Consider the following 24,520-nt stretch of genomic DNA (forward strand, 5'->3'; position numbering starts at 1 on the left):
GAAAAATGTTCAATATTCAAATTTCAATACTAAAGATTCAAAAAACCTCTAAATTCCAAATCCTTATCCACATTTTTTATTAAGTCCTCCTCATTAAATGCAAAACAGGGATTGATTTCAATAAGTCCCTTTACATTATCATTAGAATCCTTCGGGATGGCAACCCCCGCCTTTCGCAACCATTGGCCAAATATATTTACCATGTCTTGTTGCGCTGTTGCGGGAGAATCGTCTCCTTCTGCATTTTTTACCGGAGAAAATTCCTCCTTGCGGATAACTTCCATAAGTACACCATTTTTCACGTGCTTTAAAACGTCAAATATAAATGTTTCAAATTTAATGGCGTTATTTTCTTTCGGGGTAATCAAATTGCCGTTCAAATCAATAAAAGGAACCTTTTTTATTGCGATATGATACGGAAGGTAGGTTTCCATTTGAAACAGCTTTTCAAGAAAGGCGATGCTGAATATGTGAATCGCAATATTTCCTGCATTATATTTTAAAGTGCCATCATTGTTTTTTGCATATTTGTCCTCCTGGCTCAGTTCCGAATACTCAACCACGTGCAAGTGTCCGTCAAGAGAAACAATCACTCCTACTTTTTCATCAGGGCTGCGTTTTTTAACCACCTTTGATGACACATCCGCGCCATCCATAAGATGATAGCCAATAAATACAGGGTCTGCCATTTTTATAAGCACGTTATCCACCTGGTGATAAAAGATGTGCCTGACCCCCCGTTCTTTTATATCATTTATAATACTTTTTTCCTGAAGCGCAATAATTGTGCCCCCATGACCGTTCGGGCTCATTACAATATTTGACTTTGCATTCATCAAAATTTTTCCGTTCATATCTACTGTGGGAATCATTCGTTGGGTAAAGAAATATACCCGTTGTTGGTCAAGCCCGAAGAATTTGTTTGAACGGAAAAACTCCTGCGTGTCGTGATCATTTGTTTCGCTTGTCATAATATACCAGGGAAACATTGCGTTGTATTTCGTTTGAAGAGCGCGTATTTTCTCGGCATGAAGTTGAAAAATGCTTTTTTTGTTGATTGGCGATATGGGGAGCATGCCCTTTGGTCCATCGATTCCCAGCCGTGTTCCCTGTCCCCCCGCAACGGTAAGGATGGCAATTTCTCCATTGCACAAGGACTCCTCCCCCACCTGTTTCGCCTTTTCAGCAGCTTTTTTTCCAGTAATATTTTCCGGAATGCCAATAATCGGTGGGGGTTGTAAATTTTTCTGAAACATGTCAGAAGCTGAAATAAAGCTTTCGTGAAAAAGTTTTTGTAAAAGCGTAAAATCTATTGAAGATATCTGTTTCAAAAGATGCAGCTTTTCGGCAGTAGTAATCTCGTTCCACCAGCTAAAAATGTGGGACTGGCCAGTTTGAAATGCCTTTTCTATAAGGTGTTTATAATCAGGATATGCTTTTTCAATATGGTCTTTGTTTACGGTATTCATAATTTAATAGTAAAGGAATTTTCATTTTGCATGTGAGTTTTCAGGGTGGTGCAAACAAGAGAAAAACGCAGGATTTAGTGTCCCTGCTTAGTGCCCCTCCTTCCGGTTGATTAAGTCGTCCATGACTGAACCGAAACGTTTTGTATGTTTCATAATGCCTGTCGGCAATCAAAAACGACAGACCAATGAAACAATGAACTTTATTATACGCTATTTTTTAAAATGTAAAATATTTATTTTCCCTCATTTTTTCTGCTTATGATTTATTATTTTTTATCCTCAAAGGTATAAGCAAAAAGATGAAGGAAAAGTAACATTTTAGTAACACTTTAGTCTTTTGAAAAAGCAAAACGTTCGTTCCCTAGCTTCCCAGACTGGGCCAAATGAACTCTGTTATCTCAAAAGTAAGGGGTAACTCCTCATATTTTATGGGAATGTAATTGCATTGGAAGCTCCTGCATCCACTCTATAAGAAATATGGAGGATCTTTCAGGCGGGTCCATGTTTATAACCTGAACACGCCTGGCGTAGCGATATGCTTTCTGTCCTTCAGGCCTGTTGTAGGGGCGAAGCATTTGCCATAAATCTTCATAAATGCGTTCTTACCCAAACCGGCAGATGCTTAGCCCCTACTTTTTTAAATTAAATCGCATCCCGTCGCTTGCGGCTATAATGTTGAGTCCTGTTTCCGCTGATAATTGTTCGGCAACCTTGTGGGGGTGAGCCTTGAGCATGGTCATTCCAAAATGATTCAATAATGTAGTTTTTGGTTTTAGTGTGGTAACTATTTCTCTGACGTCTCTTATTGTCAGGTGATACAGCCACTTTCTTGTATCGCGGTCAGCGTTATAGCGGACAACGTTGATAATCAATGTGTCGCCATTGTAGCACTTCAATAAATCCGGAAAGTAACGGGTATCGACGATGTGTGAAATGGTATATTCAGGGGTAATGAAATTAATGCCGTATGTTTCACTTGGATGCTGATGTTTAAGTGGTGTTTCAAAGTAGACACCGTCTGACAGTTGATAACGCCCGCCTTCCTTTATGATAATTATTTTAGTGATATAGTTTCTTACATAGTGGAAAACAACCGGATCTTCCGTTAATGCATCTTCGGGGGCGTAGAGTGTTCCTCTTTTCTTAAATCCTCCTTCAGTCATTGCTTCAATCATAACATTCACATCTGCGGCATGATCCAGATGCCTGTGGGAGAGGATAATTGCATCCAGTTGCATCGGGTCCATTTTTGGCCTGCTTGAAAGGCATCTTACAAGGCATCCAGGACCCGGATCTACCAAAACGTTGAAACCGTGCAATGAATACCAAATGCCCCCTGATGCGCGGAGTTGTTTCGATACGACAATCCTCGCCCCGGCCGTACCGAGGAATTTTATAAAATCTGTTTGAATGGTCGTTTCCATAGTATATTTAAGAGAGTTTGTAAAAATATTTTGTTTCCGATATTTTCATATTATATTATAGGAAGACGTTTTTTGTAGCGTAATGTTGATATATTTTTATTAAATGATAGGAAACGCCTTTTTTGTTCATCAAATCAAATTCAAAACGTACCTCCCTTTTTTCCTGTATTCTTGTCTTAATACCGGTCTTTTCCCTTCTGCTTTATATAAATGCCACTCACGGGAAATTTGTTTATGATGATTTCAAGGTTATCGTGGACAACGGTTTTATCAAGGACTGGAAGTATTTTCCCGCATTGTTTTCTGCAGATTATTTTATCATTTCAGGGGAGATGAGTTACCGGCCATTTGTGACCTTTTCTTATTTTGTTGATTATAGCCTCTGGCAGCTCAACCCTTTTGGTTTTCATTTGACAAACGTTTTATTACATGCAGTAAATACCACGCTTTTTTATCTTTTCTTCCGCCAGGTGATAAAAAATAAAAAGATACTGTGGCTTTCCACACTTTTTTTTATCACACATCCGATTCTTACGGAAACAGTAAATGCTATTGGATATCGCGAGGATCTTCTTTCTGCAACATTTATGCTTATCTCTCTCATCTGTTTTGTAAAATCTGACACATTGCTGTTTGAAAGCAATGGGGAGAAAAGACGTTTTATCATGTATTATTGCCTCTCTCTCCTTACGTATTTTCTTGCGCTTTTTTCAAAAGAAATGGCCATAACCCTGCCGGCTATTTTATTCTTATTTGTTATCTTTTCAGGCCAAGGCATGCGGCAAGGCATTTTGCGAAGGCTTAAAGGTATTTATATTGGATATTTTGCCGTTTCACTGTTTTACATCGTGATACGATTTGTAGTATTAAGAAATCCGGCAGTGCAGGCGGAGTATCAGCCTGGGGGATTCTGGCTGAATATTTTTACGATGCTTAAGGTGCTGGCATCCTATATCAAGGCGTCTTTCTTTCCGTTTAACCTGAATGCGGACTATGTGGTGCCCCTTGTAAAATCTTCTCTGGAGTGGTCAGGCATTCTCTCCGTCTTGTTTTTATGTGCCGTTTTTGTCATCCTTGCGAAACTATGCAAAGTGAGGCATTTCTTTGCCTGCTGGATGGCCTGGTTTTTCATCACGCTCCTGCCGGTTATGAATATTGTTCCTATCGGAAATATTATGGCGGAAAGATATCTGTATCTTCCCGTTATGGGCTTTTGTGTGGTAAAGGGGATACTTATCTACCGTATTACCGATACAACGCTGTCTTCCCGTGCTATTCCTTTAAGAAAAGTGGTGCAACTGGTCATCATAATTTTTATGGTAGGCAGCAATGGCTTTTCTATTATAAGGAAAAACGGAGACTGGCGGGATGAATTTTCATTGTGGACAAAGACCCTGGTAAGGTCTCCGCAAAGCCATCGTGCGCATTGCAATCTTGGAAACGTTTATTTGGAAAAGGGGAATATTGAACGGGCCCAAAAGGAATATCAGGCCGCATTGCTCTGCAATGCTGAAGACGCCAGCATACACAGCAATCTTGGCATAGTATATACGAAACAGGGATTAGAACAAAAGGCAGAGGCAGAATACATAGAGGCAATCCGGCTTGACAGATATTACGCGCAGCCGCACAACAATCTAGGCAATATTTATTACAACCGGGGGCAGCTTGATAAGGCAAAGGAGGAATATCTTGAGGCGCTCAGGATAAAACCGGATTATTCGCATGCGCACAATGGGCTTGGCAGTGTTTACAATTCAATGGAAAAGCTTGATGAAGCCCTTGAGGAGTTTCGAGAATCCCTTCTGTACGACAGCAAATATATCCTTGCCATAAATAATGTAGGGGTAAACTATGCAAAGCGGGGGAAGATGCATGATGCTATTGAGTATTTTGAAAAAGCGGTTGCGTTAAACCAAAATCAGCCGCAGAGTTATTACAATCTTGGCTTTGCTTATGAAAACCTGGAAGAGGGAGAAAGGGCTGTTCAGGCATACCGCAGGGCGGTTCAGTTAGACCCGGACAATTTTAATGCCCTCCTTGCGCTGGGCAATCTTTGCTACAGGATGGGTATGGCCGATGATGCGATAAACGTATTTCAACATATGATTGTTCGTTACCCCGGTGAGGTAAATGCTTATAAAAGGCTTGTATTTTTGTATCTTGTCAATAAGCGGGATGCCGAAAAATCAAAAAGTTATTTACTGGAACTCTTAAAAATAGACCCCGGCCAGGCCGCGCGGGAGGACATGAAGCAGGTTATCGAGTATTTTAAGCTGTCGGGAGAGTAAGCGTGCAGTCCGGCAATCGGCAAATTGCAGATTGTAGACTGCTGATTGCCGACTGGAAACTGTAGACTGTGAATGGGTTGGAAAGTAAAAGTGGGCCCACAAGGATTCGAACCTTGGACACGCGGATTATGAGTCCGCTGCTCTAACCAACTGAGCTATGGGCCCCTTTATTGATGTTTGGAATTATACCACAAATTACTACCATTTCAATTTCAAATTTATAGTCAAACAAATCGTAACTATTCAGCGTAAACATTACACGACTCCTGGCGGGTTCAGGTTTGTAACCTGAACCTATGAGTTTATGCGTATAATGGGGCCATGTACTGTGGTAAAATGCCAATTCCCAAATCACAAAATCCCTGTTTGGAATCTGGAATTTATTTGTCATTTGTTCTGCTAATAGAAGGCTGGATTGAAAGTATAAAACGTTTGGTTAAGGTTACAAACCAATGTCATTAAGTTAAGCAACCTGCCTGAAGAGCCTAAAAAACAATGTAGCCCCTTTAGGGGCGGTCTGTTTGTAGCGCAATAAAATTCAACAGGTAAATAGCTCCATAGGAGCGGCCTGTATATGATTGACAGGAAGACAGGCCGCTCCTGACGGAGCTAATATCTGTTATGGTATCCTATCTACTACTACAAACAGGTTGCTCCTACGGAGCTTATCGGTAATACGTTTTTTTTAAACCAAAGTGTTACAATAATTCTTAACTTAATGACATTGGGTTACAAACCTTAACCCGCGAATGTAGTTTCCCTTGCCATTACGTTCCCAAACAGATACTTCACTATGTTCAGTACAAGGTTTGAGAACGAGTTGTGCTTCGATAGTTTAATAGATTACGCTGAATAGTTACAACAAATCATGGTATTAGAAAGATGAATAATTAAGTATTATTGTGGTGGATTCGGTGCAAAAAAGCCGCATCTTAATCCACCCTGGATGTTTGAAGCACCAAGAATGGAACAAGGAAAAGATGCTTGTATAAAATAATTGCTTACTGGTATAATCTCAAAGTTTTACAGTGGAAAAGTAACTTCTCAATAAGTTGAGGCAAAGAACTCTCTTACAGTCGGCAATCTGCAATCTACGATCGGCAAACTGCAGATTGCAGACTGTGGAAGGTAGAAATTATTATAAAAACCTCAACTTATTGAGAAGTTACCGTGAAAACAATTACGCCCTGGCAATGTTTTTGTAAATAGGTATTGTTAACTATATTAGGAAATGAGCGAAACCATGAAATCTGGAAGCAATCTGGAGAAATTACTTCGTGACGGAAAATTTGCAGTAACAGCGGAACTCGGCCCTCCAAGGGGTGCGGACAGAACGGTAATTGAAAAAAAAGCGGTGATGCTGAAGGGATATGGCGATGCCTTTAACATTACCGATTGCCAAACCGCCGTGGTAAGGATGTCAAGCATCGCTGCAGGCAGAATTGTGCTTGATTCGGGTGTGGAACCCATTGTTCAGATGACATGCCGGGATAGAAACCGTATTGCCATACAGAGCGATCTTTTGGGCGCTGCGGCTTTGGGGGCAAAAAACGTGCTTTGCCTCACGGGAGACCATCAGAAATTTGGCGACCATCCGATGGCAAAAGGCGTATTTGACATTGATTCCATTCAACTTATTCAAATCGTAAAAGCACTTAGGGACGAAAGGTTATCCCAGTGCGGACAGGAATTGAAGGCGGGGAGTCCCGCGTTTTTTATTGGTGCAGCGGAGAACCCATTTGCAGACCCTTTTAAATATCGTGCGGCGAGACTTGGTAAAAAAATTAAGGCAGGTGCGGATTTTATTCAGACTCAAATTATCTACAACGTAAACAAATTTAAAGAATGGATGAAAATGGTTACTGATATGGGACTTCACGAAAAGACCTATATACTTGCCGGTGTAGCGCCCCTCAAATCAAAGGGCATGGCAAAGCATATGAAATATAACGTACCCGGCATGGATGTGCCTGATGAAGTTATGGAGCGCATGGACGCTGCTGCTGAAGCGAAAAGAGGGAAAGAAGAAGGGATAAAGATTTGTCTGGAAGTAATTGAGCAGGTGAGAGAGATAAAAGGCGTTGCAGGTATTCATATTATGGCCGTTGAGTGGGAAGAAGCGGTGCCTGAAATTGTAAGGCAGGCAGGATTGTATCCGAGGCCTTCAGTATAAACACACGCTGTCAAGCAAGAGTACATCCGATGTTTAACAACCTTCTCAAACATAGAAACAATCAGGATGTTTAAGCCGTGCTTGACGGAAAGGCGTTTTTTTATTAAATAGCAATCTTCCCACTCTTTCCGTAATTCATCCGCCTTCGTACGATCAATCGCGAGGGCGCCTACATCATACATAACTCCCGTTATATCAGAACACTCGATGACCCTTCGTACCTCTGCATAAATTTGCTTTTGTGTTCTCTTGTACAAAAGATTGTCATCCACGTTGTTTGTTTTCTTTGCTGTGTAATACACCGTTCTCTGTATGTCTGTGCCGTCTTGTGCCTGTTGGATTTTATATGACAAATAAAAGGTGATTATTAGTATTGTAGAAGGGATAAAGGGTCTTTTGGAGGTAAAATGTATTCCATGTTTAGAAATGTCTTTTATGAGAATGGGGACCTCTTCATGCATAAAATCGATTTGATCCCTTCTTACTGCAGAACAGAAACCTTCCGTGTCTAAAACAAACCTCTCCTCTGTGCGCTTCTGTCTGGCGTTTGTTCCTTCTTCAGGTTGGAAGAAGATCACAGGGTTTTCATCGTCCTCAAAAGATCCTTGTTTTGTTTCCGGCGCCTTCCTTTTAAGCCCTTTTTGCCTCTTTTTTTCTTCCTGAATTAATCTGGCGATTATGCTTTTCGCCTCTTGAAGCTCTTACATGGATAATTCCGAAAGAGTTTCTTTCCATGATTTTTGCATACTGTATGCCGCCGTAAAAAAAAGGAGATAATAGTTTCAATGCATTTTTGAAGGATAAGGTGAATGATAAAAAGATGATTTGTTCGCTCAAATCTATTTTTATGCGATGGTCGGCAATGATTCAACAAATGTGTAGCTTGTGTATTACAGAAGACATTGTTGCGCTTCTATGCCGCGCACTCTTTCAAAAGAATCATTTGTTTTGCCAGTAAATGAAGGTGGGTTTTTTCTTCGTTTAATAATTGTTCAAAGGCTTTCCGTCCGTCATCGTTTTTTGTATGCTGTATTGCTTCGCGGTAGTAGAGGATTGCATCCTTCTCTGCTTGTATGCCGATTTTTAAAGCGTCAACATCGCTTTTTATCTGCAAGGCAAGTTCTTTTGCCGAGTCTTTCCTGGTAAAGACACCTGTATCCACAAGGTGCTTCAAATATTCATCTGCCGTGTAATCCTCGCCGGCGTATATTTGTTCCTGTGGCGAAGGCAAAGAATCATAAATCCTCTGGAAGGTATCCATATGATCTTCTTCGTCCTGCGCGAGCTTTGCAAAGATTTCTTTTACCCTTGAGTCTTTTGCGTTTTCTGCCAGGGTAGTATAAAAAACCTTGCCTTCTTTTTCCATGTTTATTGCGATTCGAAGGACTTCATGGTCATTAAAGTTTTCGAACTCCATTGTAATAACACCTTTCTTTTGTAGTTATAAAAGTTACGGATACAATCCCCTCACGGTAAAAACGTCAGCGACTTTTTTAATTGCCAGCATCATGGCAGAGGTGCGTAGGGAATATTTGTTTTTTTGTGCGAAAGCATAAACGTCATTAAATGATCTTTCAAGAAGTATTTTAAGTTTGGCGTTTACCTCGTTTTTGCACCAGAAATAACATTGCGCATCCTGCACCCACTCGAAATAGGAAACAATCACACCCCCCGCATTTGCAAGGATGTCCGGTACGATCTTTATTTTCCTGCCGGAGAGTATTTCGTCCGCCTCCGGGGTTGTAGGGCCATTTGCACCCTCTACGATCAGTTTTGCCTTTATTTTACCGGCATTCTTCTTTGTGATCTGGCCTCCCATTGCTGCGGGAATCAGCACGTCACAGGGTAGTTCCAGTAATTCAGCGTTCGTAATATTTTCTGCAAGGGGAAAATACCGGAATCCTCCGGTTTTTCTGTAATGTTCTATAATAGCGTTATGAGACAACCCCCCCGGGTTGTATATTCCACCGGTTGAACTGCTGACAGCTACTATCTTACACCCCATTTCTTCTAAAAATTTTCCCGCGGCAGACCCGACATTGCCATATCCCTGTATGACTACGTTGAGGCCCTTTAGTGTTTTTTTGTTTTGACGCACCGCGCTTGCGGCAATATAGGCAACGCCAAGCCCCGTTGCATCTGCCCTGCCCAGAGAGCCCCCAATATTCAATGGTTTCCCCGTGACGATGCCGGGGGAACAAAAGCCTTTATTCATGCTGTAGGTGTCCATGATCCATGCCATGATTTGCTCGTTTGTATTGACGTCCGGCGCGGGAATATCGATGTCTGGCCCGATGATTGGCTGAATAGCATACGTATAGCGCCGGGTAATTCTTTCAAGTTCGCCGCGTGAGAGTTTTTTGGGGTCGCAAACGACGCCTCCTTTTGCTCCGCCAAAAGGAATATCCACTAGGGAACACTTCCATGTCATTTCCATTGCCAGTGCCTTTAAGTCGTCCAAAGTAAGGTCCGGATGATACCGTATGCCTCCCTTATAAGGCCCTTTGGCAGAACAATGCTGAACCCGGAATCCTTCAAACGAAGCTGTTGATCCGTTATCCATCCGAACTGGAACAGACACGGTAAGGATTCGGGAAAAATGTTTCAATATCTGATGAATATCCTCCGGGAGGTTCATCCGCTTCGAGACATTATTGAATTGTGTTAGCGCCGTTTGCCACGGGCTATTCTCTTCCATCTTTTCCGGCATTTTAGAATATCTTTATTAAGGGATTTGGAATTTTCCAGTAATTTCAAAAAACTAAAGTGTGGTAACATTTTAGCTTTTTGGAAAATTCACGGGATAGAAAAAATACCATGTAGCCCCGTTAGGGGCGGTCTGTTTGTAGTAGCACAATAAAATTCAATAGAGTAAATAGCTCCGTAGGAGCGGCCTGTCTGTATTCAGGTAGACCTGTTTATATGGATTTACAAGAGACAGGTCGCTCCTAATTGTAGTAGAGACAGGTTTCAAACCTGTCTCTACGATCTGTTACAATATCCTATTTTGATACAAACAGGCTGCTCCTGCGGAGCTTATAGGTAATACATTTTTCAAAAAACTAAAGTGTTACAAAGTGTGACGAAATTTCTTTGCACACTTCCATTCGTCAGTGCATGCTTTCTGGCAAAATATTTAATGGTGAAATCCGAAAATGCTAAATTTCAATCCTAATCCTCCCCCATGCCCCTTTCCAATGGGAGAAAATGTCCCCCGCTGGCGGGGGTGCAGGGGGTGGATTCGTATTTCGTATTTCACAATTAAAGTTACTAAGAATATTGTTTCCTCTGTGCCGCCGCTGTCCATTTCTCAACCAGGGTATTTTCCGTGTTATAAATATTCATTGCAACAAGAGGCGGGAAATAGACAGTAATAACAACTAATCCATCATCATGAACATTTGATACACGATGAATTGTCGAAAGATCAATGCAGGACACTTCATTTGCCGAAACCGAATTCTTTGCAAACGGTGCGATCATACCCGATGATTGCTGTTTTTCAAATAATTCTTCCGTCATAGTCCCTTTGTAAACAAAGGCAATCCCAACAGAACCTCCGTGGTCATGAATTGAGGTGTATTGTCCCGGCTTAAAACACAATGCAATTAACTCACATGTGGCACTGGCATTAATAACATTTCGTTGATACCCCGTGCCGGAGAAACGTGTATATTCCTCAATAGACAATTGTTCCTGGTGCAATCCCCCGAAACTATTTCTTAATTCCTCTTCGGAAGGTATTCCCTGCAATGATTCAAAACGGGCAATGTATTTTTTTAAGGAAGCGTTCATGGTTAAAAATCCATTGGTAGATTTGGAAACGTTAGCAATTCAAGTTCATACTCATATTTTATCTGACAAAAACTAATTTCAAGTCCCTTAGCGGTTCAACCCTTCTAAATTGCGGCTTTGCAGCGCCGGGTTATTGTACAGAAAACCCGCCATCTACGAATATAACCTGTCCGGTTATATAGTCAGACGCCTTAGAGGCAAGGAAGACAACAGTTCCGGAGAGATCGGAGGGTTGTCCAATCCGCTGTAAGGGGATTTTTGAAATAATCGCCTGCTTTATTTTTTCGTCTTTCAGCATTTCCCTGGTAGTTTCAGTTTCCATCGAATAGGGGGCGATTGAGTTGACATTTATGTTGTATTTTGCCCATTCAATTGCCAGGGCCTTTGTGAGTTGTATTACCCCTCCCTTACCGGAACAATATGCTGAAGACCGGTTTGCACCAAATATTCCAAGGGCGGAACTCATGGTGATTATTTTGCCGCATTTTTTGTCGAGCATGTGCTTGCCTACCGTTTTTACACATAAATAGGTGCTTGTAAGATTTATTTCGATCATTTTATGCCAATCGTCTAAGGAAATATCCTGTATTGAACCGCCAATGAAGGCGCCGACATTGCTCACAAGGATGTCGATAGTTTTGAATTTTGACAAAACCATTTCAACCATTTTTGTCACATCTTCCGGCTTTGTTACGTCAGCGGCAATAGGAAGTGATTTTACCCCGTTTCCCTCTATTTCCTGCGCCGTTTCTTCCACATCTGAAAAAGTACGGCTTGCCACCGCCACATGTGCGCCCGATTCTGACAGGGCTAACGCCATTGATTTTCCAAGCCCTTTTCCTGCGCCTGTCACCAGGGCGACTTTATCATGCAAATTAAATAGTTCTACACACATACACACCGCCTATATCTGTATACGAAAAAAAGAAATAAAACAAGGTGTTTTCTCTCAGGAATCTATTTTTTGTTTTAGAAGCATCTTGCTCAAATAATAATGGACTTGCCGGGCTTCGGAATCACTCAGCAACTGCGGATCAAATGCCCGCATTGTTTCTATTACCTTTAGCCAATCTGATTGCGTCCTCTTCTGTTGGAACACGCGTTCTAGTGTGTGACAAAGATGGCATTTGTTTAAAATTATCTTCATGCCTACCTGTGCATCCATTTTTTGCTCATCAATGCCAAGGTTTTTTATCAGAAATCCCAGCGCCTGCAATTCTTCCAGATCGCTCAGGCGAAGCGGGTCCTTTGCCCTCATGCGGGCTACATAATCCCTCCATTCCGCCGCTGTTTTAAAATGTGAATACACCCTTTCTAACGAATGACAACTGGAGCATTTCGTCTGTACTACCTTCCTACCTTCACTCGCATTCACCTTTACCGGTTTGCCTTGTTGTAAAAGCACAATGTACTGACTGCGGGCTAAAGTGAGGAGAAAATACCCGCCGTTCATAATAACCGTCAGGTATACGGCAACCATTACGATCATGCCGTATATTGGCAGGCGCGGATAATATTTTTTAAAACCGCGGGCAACGCATATTTTTGCAACGAGCAGCGGGAAAATAGCAAGTCCGAGATACGCATGAATAGCATCCTTTGCCGACCAGGTAATAGGGTCGCGCGTGATTTTCAATGACATTAAATAACATATGAATATATAAAGCACAAAGAAGGCATAGCCGGCAATACGATGTCCCTGCCGGAAAAAATCCGGATAGTGTGTCTTTTTATTTCTGCCAGGCAGAATGATAATGAAGAGAACCGCAACAATACCGATAATGAGCAGGCCGAAGGCAAGTGAAGTTGTTATTTTGGGGTTCATTGAAATTGCTTGCTCTACGTCCAGGGGGGTAATTAACTGGTGAAACCTTGTAACATTTTTAATAACGATATTTACCGCACGATGTAGGGGCGAAGCATTTGCATGCTTGAGTATGAACGCATGTATGCCAGTTATCGCAAATGCTTCGCCCCTACGGTTTCAGGTTTTACGCTTTTCTGCCGAAATTAACGCCAATTTCCTCCGCCGTTATTACCAATCCTGTTTCCGTAGGCACTTTTTTTTGTCCGCCTGCCACACTGCTCAGCGGAACAGATTCAATGTCCTGTCCTTTCAGACACACCATGCGTCCAAACTGATTATTAATAATTAGCTTAACCGCAGCGGCGCCAAATCTGGTGGAGAGTATCCGGTCTGTGGCATTGGGAGTCCCGCCTCTTTGCACGTGCCCCAGCGTTGTGACCCGCACATCTATGCCGGTGTTATTTTTGATGTAAAGTCCAGCCTTTTCGCCAGCGCCCCCGAGTCGTTCCGCACTCCCGCCTTCTTCTGCCGACTGCAAAATGCACAATGCGCCGTCTATTTCTTTTGCACCCTCCGATACAACAACAATACTGGAACGGCAACCTTTCTTCTGCCTGCGGAGAATTTTCTGGCAAATCTCTTCCTTATCATAGGGTATTTCCGGGATGAGTATTACGTCAGCGCCACCTGCAATCCCGGACGCCACGGCGATCCATCCTGCATATCTTCCCATTACCTCCATTACCATCACCCGGTGGTGGCTTTCTGCGGTGGTATGCAAACGGTCCAGCATTTCAGTGGCAATCTGTACTGCTGTACTGAATCCGAAAGAGACATCTGTGAAGAGGATATCGTTATCGATCGTTTTGGGTACGCCTACCACCGGGCAGCCCATGTCATAAAGATGAGATGCGATGTTCAGCGAGCCGTCCCCGCCAATAACGATAAGGGCGTCCAATTCCAGAGATTTTGTTTTTTGTATAACTTCCGAGGAGACGTCTCTTATCTCCGTTTTACCGTTTACCGTTATTCGATATTTAAATGGATTTGCCCGGTTTGAAGTGCCAAGTATGGTTCCCCCGACATGAAGAATACCCCTGCTGTTAAATGGGGTCAACTCTCTTGTTTTGTTTGGTAATATCAGCCCATCATAGCCATCTTCTATTCCTGTTATGGCAATATCATGTTTTTGGACAGCGGACTTCACGATAGCCCTGATGACTGCGTTCAGTCCGGGACAATCTCCTCCACCTGTTAACACACCAATCTTTTTTACATTATGTGACATAAGAGATATTGCCCCCGGTGGGAAAAAAAACACGCCTTCATTTTTTCGCAAATTAGGTTGTATTTTAAAAAGACAAAAAACCCAACGACATTCATTTTTACCCACCCCTAACTCCTCCTAAAAGGAGAGTTTGATAAGTCCCCTCTTGGGAGGATATTGAGGGGTGGGTTTGTTCATTGTTTAACTAAAAATATTAAAATTCCTAAACATGAACATAAAAGAGAACAAAGTCGTAAAAATTTATTAACGGTAATTTTTAATCTGCAATGGCGTTCATCACCGTTGCTTTTTTGATAATTTCCTCACGTACCTGGCCAGGGCCTCAATTTCTTCAGGTGTCAGCCTTTCATTCCATGCCGGCATTTTGTTCTTTCCGTTAGTGATGGAATGAAGAATTTCTTTCGTCTGTTTTTGAATTTTGCCATCCAGGATCACATAAATCCGGCGCCTTTAATGCCTTTCCCCTTTTGTTTGCTTCTCCTGTCAATCCATGGCACTTGGCACAGTGATATTCAAAAAGATTTCGTGCGTCTATGGCCTTTTCTTCCCCACGGGAAGGAAAATGGAATGACGGAACCTGCAAGCAAAAATAAGGCTGAAAAGATAAAAACGATTCTCAACATACTTGTTTTCTTATGTGCCATAATTATGGTATCCTCTTCCCGGTGTAAAAATTTTCAGCACAACTTACTTTTTAAACCCTCTGACAACAGGCACCAAAGCCTTCACTTCTTCCGGGAGTCAGTTTTTCCTTGAAAGGCATCATCATTTCCGGCGTGCCTTCATTTATCTGCTCAATTATTCGCTCATCACTCGTCTTTGCCTGCCACTCAGCGTCTGCAAATTTACGGGCGCCCAGGCCTACGCCAAGATCTGTAGGGTTTCCATCCACGCCGTGACAGGTTTTGCAGTGTTGTAAATATAATTTCATACCATCAATGTTCGAGGCTTTTGAAACAGACGTTCCGAAAAAAAAGGCGCTTGCGCCAATGGTAACGGAAAATAATGCAAGGGTTAAAGTGCTTTTGTTCTTCATTTTTTCTTCTCCTGAAAAAAAACCAATAGAATAAATAATAGCGATTCGTTTTTAATACCGGTCTTTAGAATAATCCTGCGAATAGATTCATTCACGGTATTTAATACTCATAAGCAAGTACACGTATTATTCCCATAGTATCGCCGCCGGTATTTGTTGTGCTGTCAGAAACCGAGACTACCTTTGTAATATTGTTTTGTTGTAAGAAATCGTTCACCTCCTTATCCAGTTCAACTAGTTCATTATGAACATGAAATATCTTCAGAGTGGAAGTAAATGTTTTTACCTTTATCATAATAATTACTCCTTGTGAAAAGAAAGATTATGTCATTACATTTACTTCCCTCGTACCTTCCCATATACCGTGGAGATTGCACCGGCTGAATGCCCTGAGTGTTCTGGAGCCTTCATGTTGCAGTACAATGGAAAAAGAGATATCCGGCTTTGTCATAACTGCGGTAAAATCCACACGTGAAAGATAGATATGGCCGCAGTATAAATCGATAAATTGTATAAAATGCCCGTTTTCCATCACATGCGGGGCTTCACCGACTTTGATAGTTACGGTAAATGGTTCTCCCGCTTTTACCTTTTCGGGCAATGTTATTACCGGTACATGTTTTTTCACAGTCTCCGCCGGGCCGGTCGCTGCAGTGTTTATTTGACAGAACAATCCAGGTTCAGACATAGTTTTTCCCTCCATAAATCAGGTTTTAAAAATAATAAAAATGATTGCTACAATTATTTCACCCATACGCTGGCATAACCAGAACGAAACAAGCACCAAAAAGAAAATGCTAAATTCGAAACAAAATATAAAATCCTCCCCCGACCCCTTACAAGGGGGGACAACTATCCTAACACTCCCCGCTAGCGGGGGACATTCTCCCTCTTTGAGGGGGCAAGGGGGGAGGATTAGGATTGAAATTTAGCATAAGGGAAGCGGGAGCTTCCAAGGCCACTTGCGTTCCCAAGCCGGAGCTTGGGAACGAGCGTTTTTACTTTTTCAAAAATCTGAACTGTTACAAGAAATTACTGCTACAACACTAAAGGGTTGTTTTTCCAACTTATTCCGGTACATTTTTTATTGCCTTTACAGGACATGCGTTAATGCACAGTTCGCATTGATCACATTTGTGTTGAAGTATCTCTGCCTTGTCCATATTCATGATAATTGCCGCGGGGGGGCATGCATATAAACATTCTTCACATCCAACACATTCAGTTTTCTCCACAATAATCATTGTTTCTGAGCCATAGTTAATTAATACCCCTGGCGCTTAATCATACGCCAGATTCTCATATTGCCCGCGAATGGTGCGAATCTCTCTTATGCTTCCTTTACCTGAATCTTTCGTGGTTTTACATGCTCCGCCTTTGGGAGTATTATCGTTAAAATCCCATCAGACATCTTTGCCTCGATTTTATCTCTGTTTACGGCATCCGAAAGGATAAAGTGCCTGTGATAATGTCCTATATTGTATTCGCTGTAAAGTAATTTCTCATCAGTGTATGCTTCCTGAGAGATTTCTCCATTAACTATTAATTCATTGCTTTGCATATCTACCGTAATGTTGTTAGCTCCCACCCCGGGCATATCTATTACGACTGTGAAATTATCCGGTGTTTCATAAATATCCGACAAGGGATAATACCAATTGCCTTTTCCCGTCACAATACATCTGTCCGGCGCAAGTTTCTTTTTTTTAACGACAGGGTACTCTGTATTACTCATTGTAAAAATCTCCTTTTTCTTTAAGATTTTTTTATCTCAATTTGTTTCGGTTTTTTTTCTGCTGCCTTAGGCAATGTGATGGTTAGGACACCATTTTTGTATGATGCCACAACTTTTTCTGCATCGACTTTTTCCGGCAACATAGTAGAACGGGCAAATGTACCGAAGTTTCTTTCCCGGCGCAAATAAGTTATATGTCCTTCGCCCGTGTTTGGTTTTCTCTCTCCCTTAATGGTTAAAATATCATCCGCAACCTGAACGTCCAGATCGATAACCTTAATGCCAGGAAGTTCTGCCCTTACAATAACGTTATCTTTATTCATAGATACCACCATTTGGGGGAATTCTGCGCCCACATATCCTTCCGTCTTAGATCCGGAACTGAGAAAATCAATCAAATCACCCATTTCACGTTGAATATGAGTAAAGCCTTCTAAAGGATCTGTATTCTCCCAACGAATTAAATTCATTACACCCCTCCCTTACCAATAAAAAAATGAATGTTAAATTAAAACATGGAACAATATGATTTTTCTAAAACGATAGATTGCGCAATCTATCGTTTTAGACAAGATATCATTCCATAACAGCGTATTGTTTATATTGCTGGCAATGTTTTACAATCGTTAGTTCCGGAATAATAAAAGATTACAACCGCCCGGCAATGCAAATGCAGAAAACAGATTGCTTGAAAAAGGAATAATTATTTTCCTTGTATATTTTAAGAGCGCAATAAGAATGCCACTGAAAAGACCAGTACACGTCGTTATATATTATCCTTATATTTTGAGCGTCGTCAATGCCCTCTTTTGGGTAGTGATAAAATAAAGGGTGGATCAGCTCAAACGTTATTTATCCTCAGTGCACTGGTCCAATTTAAAGGTTCAATTTAAAAGATAGGAATTATTATAAAAACATCAGCTTATTTAGAAATTACGTATATTCAAATGAATTTGGCAGGCAATCAGGCTTTAACAAACCGTTTGCCTGAAAGTTGTTTTACCAGTTTTTTAATTTCGAGGATCATTAATGTACTTGAAACAATAGATGTTGGGTAGTTTGGTGGATTGAATAATCTCATCAATATATATTGGAGTGCTGGATAAAAGGGAAAAAACCTTTTTCTCATGTGAGTTGAGCAATAAATCTCTTGGGTCATTTAAGGCTGCATCTTCGCCGGCAGGGCATAAACTATCTGCAACATGCCCTAATTCCTGGATAATATCGGTAATGTCTTCCGTTAGTTTTGCGCCTTCTTTGATCAATTTGTTTGTGCCCTGGCTGTAGAGACTATCAACGTTTCCCGGCAATGCAAAGACCTCCTTTCCTTGTTCCAATGCCCATTGAGCAGTGATGAGGGAGCCGCTTTTCAGCGTTGACTCGATAACCAGTACGCCAAGCGATAAACCGCTGATAATTCTGTTGCGCGGCGGGAAATTCCGATAGTCAGGAGGCGTGTTTATCGGGAATTCCGAGATGAGTGCGCCATGCTGTATTATGTTTTCTGATAATACGGTGTTTTCTTTGGGATAGACTGTCCCTAATCCGCAGCCAAGAACGGCTATCGTTCTTCCATTTGAGCTGATCGCTCCCTTGTGGGCTGCTGTGTCTATTCCGCGTGCCATCCCGCTTATTATGCAGAAACCTTTTTGCGCCAGTTGGCGGGCAAACCGTTCTGCCTGTGACAGCCCGTAATAGGTGCAGCGTCTCGATCCAACAATCGCAAGGGCTATAAGATCCGTTTCCAGCAAATTGCCTTTTACGTAAAGGACTAGAGGGGGATCGTAAAGATTCTTCAGGTGTTGCGGATAATCGGCGCTTGTATAGGGGATAATTTTTATATTGTTTTTTTCTGCTAAATCAATTTCCTGGTGTATATCAACGCGTTGCGATTCTTCCAGTATTGCGTTTGCTATTTTCCCGCCTATGCCGGGTAACTTTTCCAATTCGGGTTTCACCGCCTGAAATACCCCGGCGATAGAACCAAATCTTTCGACAAGTGTCTGGTATGTCCTCGCCCCGATGCCCTTTGTCATATGAAGGCGCAGAATGGCTTCAAATTCAGTCAAGTTGCTTATCCTTTATAAAGAAAGGGAATGATAAGGTTTTTAAAAGAAACATACTCCATCGAAAAACCAAAATACCCGGCACGCATTGCGGGTGATGTTTTTTCGAGTCCATGGTTAGAAGGCTAAAAGGGGTTTATCTAATACGCGGTAGAGCATTTCATCATTTACTTTATCAGAGATAATAACCTCGCCGATTTTTGTAGGGAGCACAAAACGGAGTCTTCCGGAGACCGTTTTCTTGTCAGTGTACAGCGCCTTTATAATATCCTCTGATTTCAGTCCGGTTTGAATGGATAAGCCCAGGTTTTTCATTATGGATAGCTGCCGGTCGAAAACGGAGGTATCCGCGATGCCAAGTTCAATTGCTATTTTTGTGGCATAAAGCATGCCTATGGCAACGGCTTCTCCGTGACGATATTGTTTGTAATGGGTAACCGTTTCTATGGCATGGCCTATGGTGTGTCCATAATTTAAAATGGCGCGAAGATCTTTCTCCTTTTCGTCCTGTTCTACAACATTGGCCTTTATCTGACACGACGTGGCAATAATTTTAAGCAATGCTTCATCTTGTAATTGAAGAATAGCATCCATTGATTTTTCCATAAACGCAAATAATTCCGCATCCCTTATAACGCCGTATTTAATAACCTCAGCGATTCCGGCAACCATTTCTTTCGACGGGAGGGAAGAAAGCGTGTTTGTGTCTATGAATACTGCCTTTGGCTGATAAAAACACCCGATCATGTTTTTCCCTTTCGGGTGATTGACGGCTACCTTTCCGCCGATGCTGCTATCAACTTGCGCAAGCAGCGAGGTGGGAATTTGTATATAAGGAATGCCGCGCATAAAGGTTGCTGCAATAAAACCGCTTAAATCCCCGACAACGCCTCCTCCAAGGGCTACGATGAGGGATTTTCTGTCAAGTTTATGGGCAAAGCAGTTGTCGTAAAGCAATAATGCATTTTCGATATTTTTTTGTTCTTCTCCCGGCGGTAAGGAAAGTAATTTTACATCAAAATTGTTCTGTCGGAAACTTTCTGCAACCACGTCTCCATAGATTTTTTCTATGTTTTCGTCGGTTATTAAGAGCATTTTGCATGGTTCTTTGTCTTTTGCGACAATCTCCCCTACTTTCGCAAGGATATCTTTTCCTATGTAAATATTGTAACTATCTGCGGAAAGATTTACATGAATAGTCTTCATACATTTTTGTCCATTTTTTAAGGTTTGTGTCGGTAAGAGGATAGATCACCATTTTGCCCTGGGTATGCAGGTATTTGTGCAGCATCTTAAAGCCTTTTCATTTGTTTCTTATATGTCCCCTGGATTTTAAAAAAAACGAGACTGTCGCCAATTCTCAAGTCTCTTATCCCTTGAAGAGACTACCATTTTTTGCCAAATTCTGCAACAAGGCTTTACCTTCATTTAGACCTTCAGCAGTTTTCTTACGTCACGAAGACTTCAAGGTACAAATTAAAAAGCTTGATGATTTTGTGACTAGTATAGCGTTTCATTAAAATATCTACATTGATACCGTCATTGCGAGCGACAGCGAAGCAATCTTAAGTCTTTTGGGAACAAGAGATTGCTTCGTCGTTCCACTCCTCGCAATGACATTTTTTTACGTACACATTTTAACGAAACGATGTACTAGTTTGAAATTCATGGACGTTAAATCCTTGTTGACGGAATAGCCTATTTTATTATACATTAATTTTCGACCCGGCAAATATACAACAAAACCAAAACACCACCACAGCAAGAGATTCCATTATAAACAATATAATCTCGGCATATTCCCAAGCTTTTAATATACTCTGGAACTACATAGCCTATGGCATAAGTAAATCTGTAGATTTTCAGAGAGTGGAAAATGAAGCTCGCACAATGATCCAATACGTAAAAGACAAAAACAGAGGAAATTACGCAAAAATTAAGGAATAGTCAAATACATTACTTTGTTAAAAACCATTGAAACCGTTCGTAAAGTAATATGTTTTGCATGTCTTCACGTTCGGCGTCATACTTAATTTTGTATGGTAATTAATCAAGAATCTTTCAAAACATAAATCCTTTTAAATAGCGGCAATTAAGATAGTTTTGCATATTATTTTAACAAAGTAATGTTTATAGAATACTTATTGCAAAAAATGAGTTCGAAGAGTAAGGTAATAACATAATGGTGTATCGACCTTTAAAGACAAGGGAAAAATTGCTTATCTGCTTTACTCCTGTGATATTAATGACTTCTTGAATTCAACGGATATTGCTTAAAATTTCCCTCATGGAACAAGAAAAGTCATTAATTCCTGTCAGAATATGAAAATTTTTGGTAACACTTTAGTTTTTTGAAAAATGTATTACCTATAAGCTCCGTAGGAGCAGCCTGTTTGTAGCAAAATAGAATATTATAACAGATCGCAGAGACAGGCTTGAAACCTGTCTCTGCAATTAGGAGCGACCTGTCTCTTGTAAAAATCCATATAAACAGGTCTACCTGAATACGGACAGGCCGCTCCTACGGAGCTATTTACCCTATTGAATTTTATCGTGCTACAAACAGACCGCCCCTGACGGGGCTACATGATATTTTTTCTATCACGGGAATTTTTCAAAAAACTAAAGTGTTACAAATTTTTGGATAATTTTCGAAACCTAACATAGCGCCAAAGTATAATTTTTTGTAACATGAGTAAGACAGATAAGCAATAGAGATAATTATGGAAGGTATCATAGCGGCTATTCATGGCGATGTTGTAGAAATTGAGTTCAGCGGGGGACTCCCCAATATATACGATTCCCTCGTTGTAAAGAAAACGGATGGGTCACATATCATCCTTGAGGTACATGACCACATAAGCAGCACAATGGTAAAAGCTATTGCGCTTGGATTCACACAGGGCCTGAAAAGGGGCATGGCAGTTGTCCCTTCAGGCAGTTCGCTCAAAATCCCGGTAAGTAAGAATTGTCTGGGAAGGGCGTTTAACATCTTTGGTGAGCCGATAGATGGGAAACCCCCGGTTGAAGACCATACCTTGATACCCATTCATAAACCACCTCCAGGTTTACAAGAACAGATACCTGCTTCAGGTATACTGGAGACTGGTATAAAGATAATAGACCTACTTTCGCCTTTTCCCAAAGGAGGCAAAATTGGTCTTTTTGGCGGTGCGGGGGTTGGGAAAACCGTGTTGCTTATGGAATTCATTTACAAGGTGGTGAAGGTTTATTCAGGGATATCCATATTTTGCGGTGTTGGAGAAAGAATGAGGGAAGGGCATGAACTCTGGAGAGAAATGGAAAGGCAGGATATCTTAAGCAACGCAATACTCGTATTCGGCCAGATGTGTGAATCCCCTGGGATTCGGTTTCGGGTGCCGTTAACGGCAATTACCCTGGCGGAATTCTTCAGGGATGAATTGGGAAGTGATATACTTTTCTTAATGGATAATGTCTATCGTTTTATTCAGGCAGGCAACGAGGTCTCTGTCCTTTTGGGAAGGCTTTCCTCTCGGGTAGGTTACCAGCCTACACTTCTTTCTGAGCTTGCCGAAGTGGAGGAAAGGATTGTGTCAACTCAAAGGGGTTCTATTACTTCTGTACAGGCGATATACGTGCCGGCTGATGATATAACAGACCCCGCCGTTGCGAACGTATTCCCCCATCTTGATACGACAGTTGTTCTTTCCCGTGAAATAGCATCAAAAGGGCTTTATCCTGCCATTGATCCACTCCTTTCTACCTCAAAATTACTTAGCCCTGAAGATGTTGGAGAGAGACATTATCAAATCTCAAGGTCTGTAACGGAGCACCTTTCCCGGTATAAGGAACTCCTTGATATTATTGCTATGCTGGGCATAGAAGAGCTTTCTCCGTCTGACAGGCTCATTGTTAAGCGGGCAAGGAAACTCGAGATGTTCCTCACACAGCCATTTTTCCTTACAAAGGAATTTACTGGCAGAGAGGGGAAGCATGTGCCTGTCGGTAAGACCCTTGACGGTTGCGAAACAATACTATCGGGGAAAATGGACGATGTCCCTGAAAATGCATTTTTTATGATCGGAGACATTGAGGAGATACGGTGAGCAATTCGTCTTTTAAATTAAATATTGTAACTCCCACAAAGATCATGGAAAAAAACATAACCTATATCAGGTTGAAAGATGAGACAGGCTTTTTTGGTATTTTAAAGGGTCACACGAATTTCTTAACCGTCACAGTACCCTCTCTTTGCTATTATACAGATGTTAATGGCAAGGAAGTTTTTCTTGCAGTTGATGAAGGAATAGTAAGCGTAAGGGAAGGAATCGTGACCATCACGTCCAGGGAGGTATTCGAAAATGACAATGCTGAAGAACTTGCAGAAATCATTGAAACCAACCTTGCTAAAAGAGACAAATCTGAGATGGCTTTTCGTGAGATGTTTGAGGGGATCGAAAGGTCATTTATGGAAAAGACTATAAAATTGGTAAAAGGAAGCCTTTGATGGAAGATAAAAAATTTTCAATGGATATAGAGAGATCTGCGAAAGAACTACTGAGTGCCCGAAAGGAGAAATCAAACTTCTGGCGCTATGCCAATGTTCTTGGCGTTGGTGGATGGACTTTCGTTATCCCGGTAGTTGGAGGGGCTTATCTGGGAAGGTATCTGGACAAAAAAATACACGGGGAAGGCATTTCGTGGACAATAACACTTCTTATGATTGGCATAGCCGTTGGTGTTTATAATGTCTGGTATTTGTTCGTTAGGAAACATCGGCAATGAAGGTATTTAATGTTTTTCCGGAAACAATTTTTTCAATTGGTCGTGTTCAGGTTACAGACACAGTTACTACCACATGGTTTGTCATGGCGGCTATAATAACAATCTGCTATCTTTCTACAAGGAAACTCTCCATAAAGCCATCCTTTTTCCAGGAGGTGTTAGAGGCTATCTTTGAGTTCATGGAAAAAACGATAAAAGATGTCCTGCCATTGAATCCGTGGCTGGTTGTTCCTATATTGGGTACCATTTGGATACTTATTGGTTTCTCCAATATGGCCGGTCTGATACCAGGATTGAAGACGCCTACCGCAGACCTCAATACAACCCTTGCGTTTGCGTTAATATCTTTTTCCATGACTCACGTTATTGGTATTGCAACACAAGGGTTTAAAGGATATCTTTTACACTATAAAGAACCAACATGGATATTGCTCCCGTTCCACCTTATAGCAGAGGTTACAAGAACGGTTGCGCTTGCCGTAAGGCTTTTTGGGAATATGTTAAGCGGCGATATGATTGCCATAATACTTCTCGGTATCGTTGGGTTGCTGGTACCGATTCCGTTTAGCCTGCTCCACATAATTATTGGTATTATACAGGCATATATATTTGGTGTTTTAACGCTTGTATTTATAGCCGGTGGCATTAAAACAAAATCTTAATAGGAGG

The 24,520-nt window shown here is 41.4% G+C and carries 26 protein-coding genes and 1 tRNA gene; 6 read left to right on the forward strand and 21 right to left on the reverse strand.

Annotated features, from left to right (window positions below):
• Positions 1-29 precede the first annotated feature (29 nt).
• Positions 30-1,469 (reverse strand): UDPGP type 1 family protein, encoded by a 1,440-nt coding sequence (locus tag KSMBR1_RS11185; RefSeq protein ID WP_099325408.1) that lies wholly within the window; start codon positions 1,467-1,469, stop codon positions 30-32.
• Positions 1,470-2,098: 629 nt separating this feature from the next.
• Entirely contained in the window at positions 2,099-2,893 is a 795-nt protein-coding gene (locus KSMBR1_RS11190) for an MBL fold metallo-hydrolase (protein WP_099325409.1), read from the reverse strand.
• 122 nt (positions 2,894-3,015) lie between these two features.
• On the opposite strand from KSMBR1_RS11190, the gene KSMBR1_RS11195 reads away from it, so the two are divergent.
• Positions 3,016-5,184: a tetratricopeptide repeat protein gene (locus KSMBR1_RS11195; protein WP_099325410.1), complete on the forward strand. Its 2,169-nt coding sequence runs from the start codon at positions 3,016-3,018 to the stop codon at positions 5,182-5,184.
• A gap of 91 nt (positions 5,185-5,275) precedes the next feature.
• Here KSMBR1_RS11195 and KSMBR1_RS11200 read toward each other — a convergent pair.
• Positions 5,276-5,349, reverse strand: a tRNA-Ile gene (locus tag KSMBR1_RS11200).
• A complete protein-coding gene (locus KSMBR1_RS21590; protein WP_099325411.1) occupies positions 5,327-5,575 on the reverse strand; it encodes a hypothetical protein in 249 nt (82 codons plus the stop codon). Before KSMBR1_RS21590 ends, KSMBR1_RS11200 begins: the two co-directional genes overlap by 23 nt.
• Before the next feature lie 852 nt (positions 5,576-6,427).
• On the opposite strand from KSMBR1_RS21590, the gene KSMBR1_RS11210 reads away from it, so the two are divergent.
• Complete coding sequence (locus KSMBR1_RS11210) at positions 6,428-7,357, forward strand: methylenetetrahydrofolate reductase (protein WP_099325412.1); 930 nt, start codon at positions 6,428-6,430, stop codon at positions 7,355-7,357.
• On the opposite strand, the gene KSMBR1_RS20990 is transcribed toward KSMBR1_RS11210, so the two are convergent.
• From KSMBR1_RS20990 to aroB, 17 genes are all read right to left on the reverse strand, one after another.
• Positions 7,276-7,935, reverse strand: coding sequence for a hypothetical protein (locus KSMBR1_RS20990; protein ID WP_157820538.1), 660 nt, complete (start codon positions 7,933-7,935; stop codon positions 7,276-7,278). The two genes, KSMBR1_RS11210 and KSMBR1_RS20990, sit on opposite strands and share 82 nt — an antisense overlap.
• A gap of 335 nt (positions 7,936-8,270) precedes the next feature.
• Positions 8,271-8,774 (reverse strand): ferritin-like domain-containing protein, encoded by a 504-nt coding sequence (locus KSMBR1_RS11220; RefSeq protein WP_099325414.1) that lies wholly within the window; start codon positions 8,772-8,774, stop codon positions 8,271-8,273.
• Between the two features lie 33 nt (positions 8,775-8,807).
• Positions 8,808-10,067 carry a Glu/Leu/Phe/Val family dehydrogenase gene (locus KSMBR1_RS11225; protein ID WP_099325415.1) on the reverse strand — a complete coding sequence of 420 codons (1,260 nt, stop codon included), beginning with the start codon at positions 10,065-10,067 and terminating at the stop codon, positions 8,808-8,810.
• 560 nt (positions 10,068-10,627) lie between these two features.
• Complete coding sequence (locus tag KSMBR1_RS11230) at positions 10,628-11,152, reverse strand: cysteine dioxygenase (protein WP_099325416.1); 525 nt, start codon at positions 11,150-11,152, stop codon at positions 10,628-10,630.
• Between the two features lie 130 nt (positions 11,153-11,282).
• On the reverse strand, positions 11,283-12,047 hold the full coding sequence (locus KSMBR1_RS11235; RefSeq protein WP_099325417.1) for an SDR family NAD(P)-dependent oxidoreductase: 765 nt from the start codon (positions 12,045-12,047) through the stop codon (positions 11,283-11,285).
• 54 nt (positions 12,048-12,101) lie between these two features.
• Positions 12,102-13,112, reverse strand: a complete 1,011-nt coding sequence (locus KSMBR1_RS11240; RefSeq protein ID WP_315850555.1) for a DUF6529 family protein — start codon at positions 13,110-13,112, stop codon at positions 12,102-12,104.
• A 31-nt stretch (positions 13,113-13,143) separates the two neighbouring features.
• Positions 13,144-14,247 (reverse strand): 6-phosphofructokinase, encoded by a 1,104-nt coding sequence (locus tag KSMBR1_RS11245; RefSeq protein ID WP_099327037.1) that lies wholly within the window; start codon positions 14,245-14,247, stop codon positions 13,144-13,146.
• A gap of 276 nt (positions 14,248-14,523) precedes the next feature.
• A complete protein-coding gene (locus KSMBR1_RS23450; protein ID WP_420886565.1) occupies positions 14,524-14,610 on the reverse strand; it encodes a c-type cytochrome in 87 nt (28 codons plus the stop codon).
• Between the two features lie 13 nt (positions 14,611-14,623).
• Positions 14,624-14,830, reverse strand: coding sequence for a c-type cytochrome (locus KSMBR1_RS11255; protein WP_099325420.1), 207 nt, complete (start codon positions 14,828-14,830; stop codon positions 14,624-14,626).
• A gap of 111 nt (positions 14,831-14,941) precedes the next feature.
• Positions 14,942-15,283, reverse strand: coding sequence for a c-type cytochrome (locus KSMBR1_RS11260; protein ID WP_099325421.1), 342 nt, complete (start codon positions 15,281-15,283; stop codon positions 14,942-14,944).
• Positions 15,284-15,383: 100 nt separating this feature from the next.
• Positions 15,384-15,578, reverse strand: coding sequence for a hypothetical protein (locus KSMBR1_RS11265; RefSeq protein WP_099325422.1), 195 nt, complete (start codon positions 15,576-15,578; stop codon positions 15,384-15,386).
• Positions 15,579-15,605: 27 nt separating this feature from the next.
• Complete coding sequence (locus KSMBR1_RS11270; RefSeq protein ID WP_099325423.1) at positions 15,606-15,971, reverse strand: class II SORL domain-containing protein; 366 nt, start codon at positions 15,969-15,971, stop codon at positions 15,606-15,608.
• Between the two features lie 379 nt (positions 15,972-16,350).
• A complete protein-coding gene (locus tag KSMBR1_RS23455; protein ID WP_099325424.1) occupies positions 16,351-16,527 on the reverse strand; it encodes a 4Fe-4S binding protein in 177 nt (58 codons plus the stop codon).
• Between the two features lie 86 nt (positions 16,528-16,613).
• Positions 16,614-17,018, reverse strand: coding sequence for an Hsp20/alpha crystallin family protein (locus KSMBR1_RS11280; protein WP_099325425.1), 405 nt, complete (start codon positions 17,016-17,018; stop codon positions 16,614-16,616).
• Between the two features lie 20 nt (positions 17,019-17,038).
• Entirely contained in the window at positions 17,039-17,488 is a 450-nt protein-coding gene (locus KSMBR1_RS11285; protein ID WP_099325426.1) for an Hsp20/alpha crystallin family protein, read from the reverse strand.
• A 540-nt stretch (positions 17,489-18,028) separates the two neighbouring features.
• Positions 18,029-19,087 carry a DNA-processing protein DprA gene (dprA, locus tag KSMBR1_RS11290; protein ID WP_099325427.1) on the reverse strand — a complete coding sequence of 353 codons (1,059 nt, stop codon included), beginning with the start codon at positions 19,085-19,087 and terminating at the stop codon, positions 18,029-18,031.
• Positions 19,088-19,201: 114 nt separating this feature from the next.
• On the reverse strand, positions 19,202-20,290 hold the full coding sequence (gene aroB, locus KSMBR1_RS11295; protein WP_099325428.1) for a 3-dehydroquinate synthase: 1,089 nt from the start codon (positions 20,288-20,290) through the stop codon (positions 19,202-19,204).
• Between the two features lie 1,517 nt (positions 20,291-21,807).
• On the opposite strand from aroB, the gene atpD reads away from it, so the two are divergent.
• The 4 genes from atpD to atpB are packed head-to-tail and all read left to right on the forward strand — an operon-like array spanning position 21,808 to position 24,513.
• Positions 21,808-23,172: a F0F1 ATP synthase subunit beta gene (gene atpD, locus KSMBR1_RS11300; RefSeq protein WP_099325429.1), complete on the forward strand. Its 1,365-nt coding sequence runs from the start codon at positions 21,808-21,810 to the stop codon at positions 23,170-23,172.
• Positions 23,169-23,573: a FoF1 ATP synthase subunit delta/epsilon gene (locus tag KSMBR1_RS11305; RefSeq protein WP_099325430.1), complete on the forward strand. Its 405-nt coding sequence runs from the start codon at positions 23,169-23,171 to the stop codon at positions 23,571-23,573. The genes atpD and KSMBR1_RS11305 overlap by 4 nt, the downstream gene beginning before the upstream one ends.
• A complete protein-coding gene (locus tag KSMBR1_RS11310; RefSeq protein ID WP_099325431.1) occupies positions 23,573-23,851 on the forward strand; it encodes an AtpZ/AtpI family protein in 279 nt (92 codons plus the stop codon). The genes KSMBR1_RS11305 and KSMBR1_RS11310 overlap by 1 nt, the downstream gene beginning before the upstream one ends.
• Entirely contained in the window at positions 23,848-24,513 is a 666-nt protein-coding gene (gene atpB / locus KSMBR1_RS11315) for a F0F1 ATP synthase subunit A (RefSeq protein WP_099325432.1), read from the forward strand. Before KSMBR1_RS11310 ends, atpB begins: the two co-directional genes overlap by 4 nt.
• The last annotated feature ends 7 nt before the right edge of the window (positions 24,514-24,520 follow it).

Origin of the sequence: Candidatus Kuenenia stuttgartiensis (assembly GCF_900232105.1) — a bacterium.
Classification (GTDB): Bacteria; Planctomycetota; Brocadiia; order Brocadiales; family Brocadiaceae; genus Kuenenia; species Kuenenia stuttgartiensis_A.

Coding starts and splice junctions, on each gene's coding strand:
- KSMBR1_RS11185 (WP_099325408.1), bottom strand. CDS start 1,469: ATGAATACCGTAAACAAAGACCATATTGAAAAAGCATATCCTGATTAT.
- KSMBR1_RS11190 (WP_099325409.1), bottom strand. CDS start 2,893: ATGGAAACGACCATTCAAACAGATTTTATAAAATTCCTCGGTACGGCC.
- KSMBR1_RS21590 (WP_099325411.1), bottom strand. CDS start 5,575: ATGACAAATAAATTCCAGATTCCAAACAGGGATTTTGTGATTTGGGAA.
- KSMBR1_RS11210 (WP_099325412.1), top strand. CDS start 6,428: ATGAAATCTGGAAGCAATCTGGAGAAATTACTTCGTGACGGAAAATTT.
- KSMBR1_RS11220 (WP_099325414.1), bottom strand. CDS start 8,774: ATGGAGTTCGAAAACTTTAATGACCATGAAGTCCTTCGAATCGCAATA.
- KSMBR1_RS11225 (WP_099325415.1), bottom strand. CDS start 10,067: ATGCCGGAAAAGATGGAAGAGAATAGCCCGTGGCAAACGGCGCTAACA.
- KSMBR1_RS11230 (WP_099325416.1), bottom strand. CDS start 11,152: ATGAACGCTTCCTTAAAAAAATACATTGCCCGTTTTGAATCATTGCAG.
- KSMBR1_RS11235 (WP_099325417.1), bottom strand. CDS start 12,047: ATGTGTGTAGAACTATTTAATTTGCATGATAAAGTCGCCCTGGTGACA.
- KSMBR1_RS11245 (WP_099327037.1), bottom strand. CDS start 14,247: ATGTCACATAATGTAAAAAAGATTGGTGTGTTAACAGGTGGAGGAGAT.
- KSMBR1_RS23450 (WP_420886565.1), bottom strand. CDS start 14,610: ATGCCGGCATGGAATGAAAGGCTGACACCTGAAGAAATTGAGGCCCTG.
- KSMBR1_RS11260 (WP_099325421.1), bottom strand. CDS start 15,283: ATGAAGAACAAAAGCACTTTAACCCTTGCATTATTTTCCGTTACCATT.
- KSMBR1_RS11265 (WP_099325422.1), bottom strand. CDS start 15,578: ATGATAAAGGTAAAAACATTTACTTCCACTCTGAAGATATTTCATGTT.
- KSMBR1_RS11270 (WP_099325423.1), bottom strand. CDS start 15,971: ATGTCTGAACCTGGATTGTTCTGTCAAATAAACACTGCAGCGACCGGC.
- KSMBR1_RS23455 (WP_099325424.1), bottom strand. CDS start 16,527: ATGATTATTGTGGAGAAAACTGAATGTGTTGGATGTGAAGAATGTTTA.
- KSMBR1_RS11280 (WP_099325425.1), bottom strand. CDS start 17,018: ATGAGTAATACAGAGTACCCTGTCGTTAAAAAAAAGAAACTTGCGCCG.
- KSMBR1_RS11285 (WP_099325426.1), bottom strand. CDS start 17,488: ATGAATTTAATTCGTTGGGAGAATACAGATCCTTTAGAAGGCTTTACT.
- aroB (WP_099325428.1), bottom strand. CDS start 20,290: ATGAAGACTATTCATGTAAATCTTTCCGCAGATAGTTACAATATTTAC.
- atpD (WP_099325429.1), top strand. CDS start 21,808: ATGGAAGGTATCATAGCGGCTATTCATGGCGATGTTGTAGAAATTGAG.
- KSMBR1_RS11310 (WP_099325431.1), top strand. CDS start 23,573: ATGGAAGATAAAAAATTTTCAATGGATATAGAGAGATCTGCGAAAGAA.
- atpB (WP_099325432.1), top strand. CDS start 23,848: ATGAAGGTATTTAATGTTTTTCCGGAAACAATTTTTTCAATTGGTCGT.